Origin of the sequence: Methanosphaera sp. BMS (genome assembly GCF_003268005.1) — an archaeon.
Lineage (GTDB): Archaea > Methanobacteriota > Methanobacteria > Methanobacteriales > Methanobacteriaceae > Methanosphaera.
Genome location: NZ_CP014213.1, coordinates 2,232,700 through 2,246,103 on the forward strand (window position 1 = coordinate 2,232,700; position 13,404 = coordinate 2,246,103).

Here is a 13,404-nt window from a genome sequence, read left to right on the forward strand (position 1 = left end):
TTTTGTCAGATTGAGTGTTGGCATAAAATATGTTTTTTCACTCTTGAGTAATACTTTTATAAACTTACTATTTATTAGTATCGGCTTAGTTATCATTTTAAATAATTATATATTATTACTTATCATGACACCCCTTTGAATATTTATCATATGCTCGCATTTTAAAAAATTAATAATGTCACGGTCGAATTCAAAAATGGAAAATACTATGAGTAATTAATATTGAAACAACACACAAACAATTATCTGCATCTAAAGCAAGTGTGGGTATTGACATGGGATTAAAAACCTTCGCAATATTAATAATGGTCTGAAGATAGCCAATTTAGACGTTTCTTATGAAGAAGAAATGATCAAAAAATACCAGAGAAGCCTCAGCAGAAAAAATCCTGACAGTAAAAACTACCGAAAAGAACTAAAAAATATTGGAAATGGTATATAAAAAAACCAATAAAATACAAGATTTCATTGATAAAATCAGCCATATGATAGTTTTAAAATATCAAAATATTTGTATGGAAACTCTAAATATTAAATCAATGATGAAAAACAACAAGTTTTCCTCTAAACTACAAAGGATAAGTATCAGCAAATTCGTAGACACCTTAAAATATAAATCATCCTGGAATAATAGAAATTTCATACAAGTAGACCGATTTTACCTATCCAATAAACTATGCAGAATATGTGGTTACAAATTCGACCTAACGTTGGATATGAGAAAATGGACTTGTCCAATTGTAAAACCACACATGACCGCGACTTCAACGCAGCGATTAACATATTAAGAGAAGGTTTAAACATACTTTCAAAAAAAGAAATACTAAAATAAATGATAATGAAACAATACTATTTAGAACCCACGGGACGTGGGGGATAGCTTGGTATACTTAATTTCCACAAAAACTTACAACCCAAGAATCTCCATCTTTTACAAGATGGAGAGGTTCAATATCCAAATAATTCAATAATTTTTGATTTTTTAATAATAAAATATATTATTCATTAATAATAAATAATTATATAGCTTATTTGATGAGTGAAAGTAAAATTCTGAATAACATTTTAAAAAAAATTATTCATTCATGTAAATAGATTATAAATTAATTTTTTTTAAAAGTAGACAATATTTCAATAATATGCATGTTTTTACCTTCATTTAAATGAGAGTAAGCTTCTAATAATACAATGATATGAATTATTTGATTTAAAAACTATCCCCTTACATTACTGAATTTAATCAAGAGTATTTCGTTATCATTGATATATGTATCGTAATGGAAATAGTTTTGAATATCAGTATTTTATAATAGATACAATAAGAGGAAACAATCATGTTTAATAAGAAATACCTAGTTATTTTCCTTGCATTGTTAATTGCTTGTATGAGCGTAGTGGTTGCTGCAGATGTTGATGATTCAACAGCTGACACAACTGTTATGGCAGATGATACTCCAATGGTATCAAACGTACAAGAGCAGACAACTGTAAGTGAAGATAATATAATAACAAAAGAAACAAGGAATTTAAAACAGGATCCGACACCAATAATCGTTAATTCAGAAGCAGATTTTAATAATCTGTTTGATTCTGACGGTTATTTAACTGGTGTAACGGATGGTTCAACAATTAAAATTAATGCCGACATTTCAAAAAATGACAAATCATATATTATTAACAAGGCCATTAATTTAACAAGTGATAACAATAACACAATAGATTTGAATACTTCCATGGGATATAATCTTCCCAACAGTCAGTTACATTATACGTCATTTAACTTTGTAGCAGGAGCTGCAGGCTCAAACATCACGAACATACATTTCCATAACACTGAAATATATGTAAACAATACAAACAGCATAGTATTTGATGGTGTTAGTGTTACCGTTACAGACAATACTGTAGGAACAGAAGTAGGAATAATGTCCATACGTGATGATTCAACCAACATCACAGTTAAAAACAGTTACTTCAATACAAACAATAATGGTGGATACAGCACATTGGTACTTGCTGGAACCAGTTATTCAACAATAGATAATAATACAATAATTGGAAGTGGAACTGTTGGTAATTTACTATATTTAACCACTTACAATGTGGCAAATATAGCAGAAGATGATATTGAATTAAATTCATATAATAATATTACGAATAATACTATTAGTCGTGCAGAAGGTGAATCCGACATTACCTATGGTATAACGTTAACAGGACATGATAACTTAATTGCAAACAATATTGTGAACATTTATGGTCAAGGTATCACTACACAATGGGCTTATACTGATCCTGCAACACCACAAATTGGTAATAATAGTGAAAGATATAAAGGAAACTATTATTATAATAATACCGTAAATAATGGTGCATCCTTCAAGGCAACCAATAACAGTACTATTGAAAACAACACACTTACGGGTACCGTTACAAGCGGTGCAAACTCAACACTAACCAACAATACCATTACTAAAAAAGTTACTGCTCAGACAGGTTCCTCATTATACAATAACACAATATTTGATGGAGTACTTGTCAATACACAAAATGTTCGATTAATCGGCAATAATATCAGTAAAATGGTGAACATAACTAAAAACAATGTTTATCTAGAATACAACCATATTTGTGGAAATATTAAAATCACCTCAGATTTTACCAATGTAACTGTTAAAAATAATATTTTCTGTGGAGAATTTTTAGGAAACTATCCAAGTACTTACACTAATAATACTCCTTGTGGAAGTGGGTGTACTGCTGTAACCTGTACTTGTCATCAAGCTACTCCTACATCCCATGGAAACATTAAGACTGCCGGTGAAATCATTGAAATTACAAGTGAAAACATATATAACTGGTTTGACATAGATGATGGATGGGTAAGTTTTAATAATCAAAAAATACGTCAGCATAATGATAGTATATGGGTACTGGATCAGTCCGCATGTACTATATTTAATCAACAATCTGTTTTAGCATTCGCTGTAGGTTCAAATGTTGGATGTATAAGTCTTGTAGGTAAAGACAATCCTACATTAAGAGTAGATGAGCTTATGGTTTCTCAAGGATTAAAATTATTTGCTAATTTCACAATCAAGTTAGGAATAAATGGTGAGGGAACACCAAGAGTAATGAGTCTGGTCAGATTTAATGCCAGAAACAATCACACGGCAATTGTTGAAAACTTAACAATAAGTGGAGAATTATGGGATATTCCAGAAGATATTACCAATATCATAACTTTCCAAAATCAAAGGGAACAGGACATTCCTGAATTAGCAGGTATTGTCAGAAACTGTAAAATTGATTTGGGAATAATGACTGATGATATTGACTGGAGTAATGATGCCAGACCAAAAGTTGCTCCAATTTATTTCCAACAATCATCACAAGGTAGATATGTAAGATTTGACAATAATACAATTAACCTTACAGAATTATCCTACAGGGGAAACTATTCAACTTTGTGGTCAATTTACAACTGCAATAACCATACGGAATTAATAAATAATAACATGTACTTAAGTGGTCATAAATATTTATATGCAATAGAAAACTGTGCCTCAAATACCAACATATCAGGTAACAATATTGTAGTAAATGGTACACATTATACTGCAGGTGTATATATTACCGGAGTGGATATGCAGAATAACACTGTAGAAAACAATAATATTACCTTATACTCTGGTTATGGACATGCAGGAATCAATGGTAAAGAAGAAGACAGTGGATATGCAGTTGTAATTGAGGACCGAGGATATGGTGGAGCAACATATGATGAAAATAAAGGAACTGCAGTATATAACAACAAGATACTAAACAACAACATCACATCATACGGTAATAACCCATACAGTATAGAACATTTCGGTGGAAAAAACACTACAATAGCAGGAAACAACATAACAGCACAGGGATACAACCCAGCAGGTATAGCACTCACAGGAGTAAATGTAACCATAGAAAACAACACCATAAAATCATATGCACTTACCAACATAACTGGTGGAACAGTAGACTACTTCCCTGCAGTAAGTACAGGAGTATTACTCCAATGGTCCAGAAACACAACCCTTAACAACAATGTTATAGAAGTGGAAAACGGAACGGGAGTTACCGCCAACAAGTATACAGAACTTTACCTAATAAATAACAACATTACAACGACAGATGACTATGCAGTTGCATTATATAATGTGAAAGATTCATCAGTAACTGAGAATACCCTCATTGCAAGAACCCTTGTGGGTGATGCTGCAGTACTTGACAACAATGGAACAAATAATGTAATACAACTCAATCTACCTGCAGAGCCTGTCAAGGAATACTCACTTCAAATAGACACGACAGAATTTACACAAGGTACAAATGCAACAATCACGGCAAGCATATACTACGGTGATGATATAGCAACAGACATCAACAAGGGAAAAGTAACCTTCAAAGTAAACGGTAAAACCCTTAAAGACACAAACGGTAAGATAATCTATGTAAAAGTAGTAAACGGACAGGCAACAATAGAAAACTATCTTGTACCAGATACATGGAATAACCAATCCACAATAGAGGCAATATACTCCGGTTCTGCGGATCTGGAAAAAATGTCAAGTGGAAAGATAGACATGACAGTAACACCAAAAGAAGTAACATTAACAACTAGTGACATCACGTCAACTGCCGGTTCACAGGTACAACTTACGGCAACACTAAGTGACAATACAATCAATACCGGTAAAATAGTATTTAAAATCAACGGTAAAACTGTCAAAGATGAAAATGGTAAAGTAATATACGCTAAAGTGGTTAACGGCCAGGTAACTGTAAATTACACAATACCAGAATCCATGAAGACGGATACTTATACTATTACTGCTGTGTACATATCATCAAACAGTGAAAAACTAACAGCAGAGGCAACGTTAACTGTAGCAAAGCCATCAAATAATTAGATCCATTAAAAAGGATTTAAATCTTCACCCCCTTTTTTTTCTATCCTCTCCACTATAAATACGAGACTTGGCCAAAAGTATTTGGGGTGTTGGCAAAAAAGATTTTTCCTATTTTTTGAGTAATACTTTTTTTTAAAATTCAATTTTTTCTTTGATAAAAGCACTTATTTTTTTAAAATATTTTATATTTAATTTTATTTTATGATTATAATAATTATTATAGCATAACATTTAAAAAAAATTAGTAATTAGTTGCTGTTGAAAATCAGGTTGCTTAAATCAGAAATTAAAGTATTATTAAAACTTTAATTAGAAATTATTGCATAAATTAATCTTTATTTTTTAATCTAAAAATAACAAACTCTTTTTATTTTGAATTGATAATTATATATTTGTTATTCATTATTTTAATAGTTTTAGGTAAGTTTTTATAATATTTAATTAGGGCTTTGTTTAAATTATTAAAACAGTGATTTATATCATTATTTATTAATATTGTGATAAATATTAAGTCTATTATAAATATTAATATTGTTTAGAATGTTATTTTTGAAAATAAGGTTGTATAAATGTTTATATAATGTGTGGAGTAATATATATTATTATGAAGAAAAATACAAACTCCACATATAAATGTTTGAGTGAACTTCCATTTATTTTTTGTGGTCCCTCTGGTGATGTAGAAGTTTACGAAGATATCAATCCCGAATTAATTGAACACCTCTTAGTTATCTGTAAAATATGTAATAAAAAATTACGTATCATAAAAAGAGAAACTATTTGTCATGTATGTAATAAACCTCTTACACGTAATGGATATAAGTCTGATTATATCAACAATACAGATGAAATACATTTACAAAAATATAACCATAGAAAATGTGAAAACAGTAGTTGGATGGCTTCAGCAAAATCTATTAAAGAAAAAAATTGTACGTATACTAAATCAGTACAAGAAAAGAGCGTATTGATTAATTTGGTTAATTATGAATCATATGAGAAAAAATCAGAGGAAATAGCCAATCAAATGGGTGCAAAACCCCACAGATCTACCTTGTTCTATTATCATAAAAAATACTCAACAGAACTCTTCGAATATTTAGAACACCTACAATTCAAAAGAATAAAAGAACTCGATATAAAAGCTTCCGGCATATATTGCTTTGACGAACAGTACGTCTTTGTAAATAAAAAACTATATTTAAGACTTACATTGATAGATTACCATAATAAACTTATTATAGGCGATTTTCTTGTATGTGAAGAAGATTACAATAACCAAACCATACAAGAATTCCTAGAAGAATCATTGAAAGATCAACCAGTTGAAGTCATAGTTACTGACGGACGTAAAGGATACAAAAGCATAATAGAAGCAGTAGGAGCAATACAACATCGATGCTTCTTCCACATAATGCAAAACCTCATGACACCACTAACCAAATACATAAACAGAAAAAACAGACAAATCAAAACACTAGAAGGAAAAATCAAAGATAATAAAGAAAAAATAGCAAATATCAAGGCAGTAAAAAAGATTTATACAGGAAGAACACCATATTCAGACAAAAAAACAATAAGACAAGAAAAAAGAATAAAAAAATACGAAAACAAAATAAAAGACTACAAAAAAGAAATCAAAGAAATAGAAAAGGAACTCAAAAAAATTGACAAACAAAAAGAACGAGTACATAAAATATGGGAATCCAAAACATTCAAACAAGCAAAAAGAAGATACGACACAATACACAACCAAAAAGACCAACTAAACCCCATAATAGCATCATTCTTAGATAAAATAGAATCCAAATTAGACGTAATGCTAAATCACCTAGAAAACGAATCAATACCAGCAACAAACAACAGAGTAGAAAACTACTACAGAACAACCCTACCAAGATGTCAAAAAAGAATATACAGAACACTAGAAGGACTAAAAAGAAGAATACGAGAACAACAAATACGATGGACACACAGAAACATACTAAACCAAAACACACCACTCAACTACCAAACCACATACAACTAAAAAAAAAACAACCTCATATTCAACAGCAACGTAATTACATATATTTATATTGGAAATTAAAAATAATTTGGTGTTTATATATTGGGAGTAAAAGTTGTGGATTTGAAACAGAGAAAAGGGTATTGCGGTTGTTTAGATGATGAGATTCCAAGTGATGATATTGTGTTTTTGTTAACTTATTTTGTGTTATCCAATAAAGATAGGATATATGAAGTTGTGGATATTAAAGAGAAGGGTAAGCCTGTTAATCCTCCAGAATATCTCGTATCTCTTTTAATTTACAGTGCATTACGTCATGTTGATGGAACTGATGAATTAGCTGAAATGGCCAGGTTTCATCAGAAATTCAGATATGCATGTGGTGATTTACAACCTTCTGGAAGAGTTTTACGTAAATTTATGCAGGATTATGGTAATTTATTTAAGCAAATGTTTAGCTCTTACCTTAAATTTAGCGTATACTTTAGGATTAACTGATTTTGATTTTGTTTGTGTCGTTGGAACCATAATTAAAGCAATTAACTCTTAATTTAATGTAATTTACTATGAAGATGCTTTAGTTTTGATAAAAAACTTGAAATCTGATTCGCCATCAAGTGAAGCGATTGATGATCTTCGTCGTCCAGCAAGAAAATTCTATTATAATCCTGTTATGACTACTGAACGTAAACTAGAGTTATTAAAGAAAATGATTGAAATTATGGACAATAATGGAAAAAATAAGATTCCTGCATTCGATATTGATTTACAAAGTATGCAGACTAAAAAAAGGTCATAAAGAGCCATCACATAACATGCAATTAGCAACAGACACACAATCAAAGTTAATTTGTGCTGTACACATATCACAACATCCCACAGATCATCATGAATTACCACCAACAATGAATAAAGCAGTAGAGAATTTACCGACAAAACCCCACAAAGTAAGTGCAGATACAATCTATAAACAAGAATCTACTCTTCAATATCTTGAAAAAGAAGGTTATGATGGAATAATATCAGATCAAGGACAAAACAGGATAAATCAAGGTAAAATACCAGACAATCTATTCCATAAAGACAATTTTACATACAATTTTGACAAAGACACATTTTCAATATCCCTCTGGAGAAACATTAAATCATAAATCCACCACATATGAAAAATTAGAAGCAGATGACACAATAAACTTTAAAACTTAGTAAAATACCATATAGATGACTACATGTTAGAAATAATACAAGAATTTGATGACATCAAATTCAAACTAACAGAACTAAAAAAATCAAACAGTATTACAAAAGAGTGAAAAAACAGACTTTATGCCAACACTCTGATTTTTTTACACATAAATATATATAATTAATTGACTATATAGTCATATATATAAGAGTATTTTTTCAGGAGTGTCTCTATGAATGAAAAACAGCAACGTATAATGGAGTCAGGACTAAAAATATTTGGTAAAAAAGGATATGGTTCAACGACTACCGCTGAAATTGCTAAGGATGCAAATATAAGTGTCGGAACATTATTCAACTACTATCCATCTAAACAGGAATTGATCAATCAACTCTATTTATATGCTAACAGGGATTACTGTAACTATGCAAAAAATCTAAAAGAGAAAAAAGATTTCAAAAAGGGAATGATAGAATTATGGTCCCGATGTATAGACTATGCACTAGACAACCAGGATACTTTTAGATTCATAGTCCTCTTTAGAAATTCACCAGTAATAACTGATAAAACGATACAACAAATCAATGATGAATCAAAATTCTTTGAAAACGTATATAATAAGTTTAGAGAAAGAAATGAAGTCAAAATATATTATGATTTGTTCAGCTACATAATGTTTGGTTGCTTAATAGCAACATTGGAATTCATAGAAAAAAATCCTGATAAAGAAGTAGAACATATAAAAGATGTATCCTTCGATTACTTGTGGGATGGAGTTAGCCCATAGGATACATGAATTTATTATTAATAGGTGATTAATTATGGATAAATTTGCTTTTGGAATGATGCGTCTTCCACAATTGGATGAAAATGATCCAACAAAGGTAGATGTGGAACAGGTAAAACAGATGGTGGATGCATTTATAGAAAACGGTGGCAAATACTTTGACACGGCATATCCTTATCATAATGGTGTAAGTGAAAACGTACTCAAAGAGGCAGTAGTTGACAGATATCCAAGGGAGGATTTTATTGTAGCTACAAAATTACCAATATTTTCAGTTACCAAAGCCGAGGATATGGAAAAGTTCTTCAATGAACAACTCGAAAAGTGTGGCGTGGACTATTTTGATTATTATCTGATACATAATGTTAATGAGATGACACATCATGCAGTATATGATTTTGATTCATTTGAATTTGTAAGACAAAAAAAGCGTGAGGGAAAAATCAAGCACATGGGATTTTCCTTCCATGACAAACCGGATGCATTAATTGAGGCATTGGAGGCATTTCCTGACTGTGACTTCGTTCAACTACAAATTAACTACTTGGACTGGGATAATCCATCAGTAGAGTCAAGAAGATGCTATGAAATAGCATGTGAATATAATAAGCCTGTTATTGTAATGGAACCTGTTAAGGGTGGAGCTTTAGCTAACTTACCACAACAAGCTGAAGAGATATTCAAGGAATATGATAATGAATCTGAAAATGTATCATGGGCATTAAGATTCTGCAATGACTTGGACAATGTTTTCATGATTCTAAATGGTGTAAGTAGCATAGACCAGATGAAAAGTAGCATAAACATATTCAAGGATATCAAACCGCTCAATGATGAAGAACATGAATTGATTTTAAAGGCATGTGATGTAGTAAATGAGTTAACCCCTATTAAATGTACTGAATGTAACTACTGTATAGAGCATTGTCCTGTTAATATTCCTATATCCAAGTACTTTTCCATATATAACACAAATCACATTAATATAACGCAGGGTGGAGATCCAATTAACGCATCTGTTAGCTACCTTGTAATTGCCGAAAGCGATGAACATGGTGCGGCAAATGATTGTATAGAATGTCAGGCATGTGAAAAATATTGTCCGCAACACTTGGATATACATGAACTGTTAAAAGATGTTGATAAGAAGTTAAACAATCCTATGATGAAAGAATTTTTATCCACCTAGGCGGGATAATATTTTCAAAACCATAATCGGATAATCATTTTTATTTAGCATTATCCGTTCTTTACTTTTTTTCTTATAAACTTAGTTGAATATGGACTTCAGTCCCAATAATGGCATTATTTTTTTTTAAAAAAAATTAAAAATAGGGTGGGGGATTAATATTTACTCTTTTTTACATACTTTGGCGTATTCTGCCCCTTGTATGTCATGGTATTTTACCATACCAATCATTTCTCTTTGATCGATTAATTCCTTGTCTTCAAAGGATACTGTGTCTTCATTGTATATTGCACATGATGATTTTTTGGTAATTACTTTCATTGATCCTTTGTGTAATCTTACTTCAACGCAGCCGTTTACTCTTCTTTGCATGTGGTCATTTACAACATCCAGGTCTTCTCTTAATGGTTCATTCCATAATCCGTTATATACCAGTTCCGCATATGTTTGACTTAGGTTTTCTGCAAATTTAATTTCCTTTCTACTGAAGATTAGTTTTTCTAAGGCTGAATGAGCTGTTATTAAGAGGATTGCTCCTGGTGTTTCATAGTTTTCTCTTGATTTCAAGCCTATGATTCTATCTTCAATCATGTCTATTCTACCTATACCATGTTCACCGGCTATGGCATTTGCTTTTCTGATAAGACTTACAGGATTAAGTTCTTCATCATCAATAGCTACTGGTTCACCGTTTTTGAATGTTATCTTAACTATTTGTGGTTCATCAGGTGCATCGATTGTTGATTTGGTCCAAGCGTAGATATCTTCAGGAGCGGCTGTTGCAGGGTCTTCTAGTAGGCCGCCTTCTATTGATCTGCCCCATAGGTTTTCATCTATACTGTATATTTTTTCTGATGGTAATGGTATTCCATGTTCCTTTGCATATTCCTGTTCTTCTGTTCTTGTAAGGTTATAGTCTCTTACAGGTGCTACGATGTCTATGTCTGACTCTGATCTTATAGTAGCTTCAAATCTGAATTGGTCATTACCTTTTCCGGTACAGCCGTGTGCTATTGTTGTAGCATTTTCTTTTTTAGCTATTTCAACAATTTTTTTTGCAATAAGTGGTCTTGCAAATGCTGTACTTAATGGGTATCCTTCATATAATGCGTTTGTTTTTATACATCTGAATGCATAATCTTTTGCAAATTCCTCTTTTGCATCTATTGTGTAGTGTTTTGCTGAACCGATTTTTTCTGCAGCTTTTTGTGGTCTTTCTATTTCATCTTCTGGCTGACCTACATCTACACAAGCCGTGATTACTTCCATGTCATATTTTTCTTCCAATAATTTTACACATACGGAGGTGTCTAATCCTCCACTAAAAGCTAGTACTACTTTATCCATTATTTCACCTTTGTTTTTAGTTTTTTTGATTATTTTTATATATTAAATTGAATTGACTTTTTTATTATAAATTTAGTATATATTAATATATGTTCTTGATTTCTATTAAATTATACCTTTAACTATCGGGTCGACTCTTTAAAAAATTAGGGGGGATGGGGTTTTTGAGTAATACATTCTTTGTTTATTTTGTATCTTTCTTTTTTTAAGGTATTCTTGCCAGTCTTCCTTCCTTTGTTTTATATTTTCTTTTATATTTCTTAGATATTGTTTTGGAGAAAAAAATTTTCGATTCTATTCTTCTAGTGTGACATGTTTGAGTTTTCGGTGTATAATTTAAAGCTTATGAAGTTGTTTTTGTTATCTGTTTTTTGATGATTGTCATCATGATTACTCACTATAATTATCATTATCTAGTGTTTCATAGGATTTATGCAATCTATTATTAAGTTGATATTTTTCTTATATTTTGAGTGTTGGCATAAAAACTTCCTCCAGCATTTAAAAATATCAATTGGTACTTTGATACTATATTACTAATTATCATATAAATCCCCTTAAAAATAGTTATAAGTTTCGTTTTTAGGAATGATGTATGCTCTTTTAATTGAATCAATATAAGTTACATTATCTTTATTGTAATTGCCGTAATCATCAAAGGGTACAATTATTTTATCAATATAATTAGTTTTATTATTTGGTATAATTGTTCTACCCTCAATATATTTATTATATAAACTAAACTGGATTTTATTTTTTATTCCGTTTATTTACAACTATGGTTAACAACGACAATGAAATGATTATCATACAGTCATAGAATATATCCAATTGAAAAACAATCATAACTACAAGAGAGATTACTGAAATAATTTCAATTAGCAAATTATCATACTTAATGTTCATAGAAATCACTACTCATTGGTTATATACATTAAAAAACATGCAACAATACCTATTATTAGTATATGTAAGTTTTCAAAAGTTCCTGTTTTAAAGTAGTTGTAAATGCCTAAAATTAGGCATAATATCATCAAACATAATGTAAAAAGAACCTCTATTTTAAAAACTGTCATATCTATTCACCTGTTTTGTTTGTTAAAAAATTATGCATATATTCAATCCCTAATTATTGAACTTTATTTTTTTAAGTACATGTATATGTATTTATTTGTAAACTTGCTCTTAAGACAAATCTTCCTTCAGTAGTCAATGATGTTCCTAATTTATTTATCAATTTTAATGTATTTACTACATTCTAATAGTTCCATATGGTATTATTGCTGATTTTATTATTGTTGGTGTTGCTTTTATCCGGTAATATGGGTTTAATATAGATGCTTTATCTTTCCTGCAGTATTTAAGTATAATTCTATGTCCATTCCTACAAAAAACCATATATTAATCCTGTTGGAATATTTTTAAAGGAGAGTGTCAGGGAGATTATTTTGAATATTTTTTTCTAATTTTCTCCCAAACACCATATTTCTTAAAATGGGTATGGGTATCGATTATAATTAGTATTAAAAAACATGAAAAAAATCCCAACATTTTTTCGTCATGTTTAATGATTGTTAATACTAAGAATGGAATACAAATAATCCATGAAATTATCAGTTTACCATCAGGAGCAGTAGTTATATGAAAAAAATCAACAAAATTATAATAATCTTCACCAATTTTCTTTAAATATCTTGATAATTTCATAATATCACTACTCTGGAATTTCAATACCAAAAATTGAGTATCCATAATCGATACCATTTGATACAAAATAACTTTCAGCTTGTTTTTTTAATAAATTATTAAATGAACTGTAAGTATTTGTCTTTAAACTGGTCATCAGTACGAATTTTCCTTCATCGAATAAAGGTAATCCTACTTTCTCAAGTAATTGTAATCCTTTTGCAGCATTTCTTACTTCTCCATATG

Annotated in this window: 10 protein-coding genes; 8 read left to right on the top strand and 2 right to left on the bottom strand. The window is 30.3% G+C overall.

Annotated features, from left to right (window positions below; translation table 11 throughout):
- Positions 1–431: 431 nt before the first annotated feature.
- The 8 genes from AW729_RS08255 to AW729_RS08290 all read left to right on the top strand — a co-directional run bounded on the left by AW729_RS08255 (position 432) and on the right by AW729_RS08290 (position 10,125).
- Positions 432–788: an IS200/IS605 family accessory protein TnpB-related protein gene (locus tag AW729_RS08255; RefSeq protein ID WP_162685864.1), complete on the top strand. Its 357-nt coding sequence runs from the start codon at positions 432–434 to the stop codon at positions 786–788.
- Positions 789–1,334: 546 nt separating this feature from the next.
- Positions 1,335–4,955: a right-handed parallel beta-helix repeat-containing protein gene (locus tag AW729_RS08260; protein WP_112124664.1), complete on the top strand. Its 3,621-nt coding sequence runs from the start codon at positions 1,335–1,337 to the stop codon at positions 4,953–4,955.
- A 604-nt stretch (positions 4,956–5,559) separates the two neighbouring features.
- Positions 5,560–6,984, top strand: coding sequence for a hypothetical protein (locus AW729_RS11320; protein WP_162685865.1), 1,425 nt, complete (start codon positions 5,560–5,562; stop codon positions 6,982–6,984).
- A gap of 81 nt (positions 6,985–7,065) precedes the next feature.
- Positions 7,066–7,461 (top strand): transposase, encoded by a 396-nt coding sequence (locus AW729_RS08275; RefSeq protein ID WP_162685866.1) that lies wholly within the window; start codon positions 7,066–7,068, stop codon positions 7,459–7,461.
- 97 nt (positions 7,462–7,558) lie between these two features.
- Complete coding sequence (locus AW729_RS11325; protein ID WP_162685867.1) at positions 7,559–7,762, top strand: hypothetical protein; 204 nt, start codon at positions 7,559–7,561, stop codon at positions 7,760–7,762.
- A gap of 16 nt (positions 7,763–7,778) precedes the next feature.
- Positions 7,779–8,114: a transposase gene (locus tag AW729_RS08280; RefSeq protein ID WP_162685868.1), complete on the top strand. Its 336-nt coding sequence runs from the start codon at positions 7,779–7,781 to the stop codon at positions 8,112–8,114.
- 267 nt (positions 8,115–8,381) lie between these two features.
- The gene (locus tag AW729_RS08285) at positions 8,382–8,936 is read left to right on the top strand and encodes a TetR/AcrR family transcriptional regulator (RefSeq protein WP_112124668.1); all 555 of its coding nucleotides are present in this window, start codon (positions 8,382–8,384) and stop codon (positions 8,934–8,936) included.
- A gap of 34 nt (positions 8,937–8,970) precedes the next feature.
- Entirely contained in the window at positions 8,971–10,125 is a 1,155-nt protein-coding gene (locus tag AW729_RS08290) for an aldo/keto reductase (RefSeq protein ID WP_112124669.1), read from the top strand.
- 162 nt (positions 10,126–10,287) lie between these two features.
- On the opposite strand, the gene AW729_RS08295 is transcribed toward AW729_RS08290, so the two are convergent.
- Positions 10,288–11,472, bottom strand: a complete 1,185-nt coding sequence (locus AW729_RS08295; RefSeq protein WP_112124670.1) for an argininosuccinate synthase — start codon at positions 11,470–11,472, stop codon at positions 10,288–10,290.
- A gap of 1,443 nt (positions 11,473–12,915) precedes the next feature.
- Entirely contained in the window at positions 12,916–13,179 is a 264-nt protein-coding gene (locus tag AW729_RS08300; RefSeq protein WP_162685869.1) for a hypothetical protein, read from the bottom strand.
- Positions 13,180–13,404: the final 225 nt, after the last annotated feature.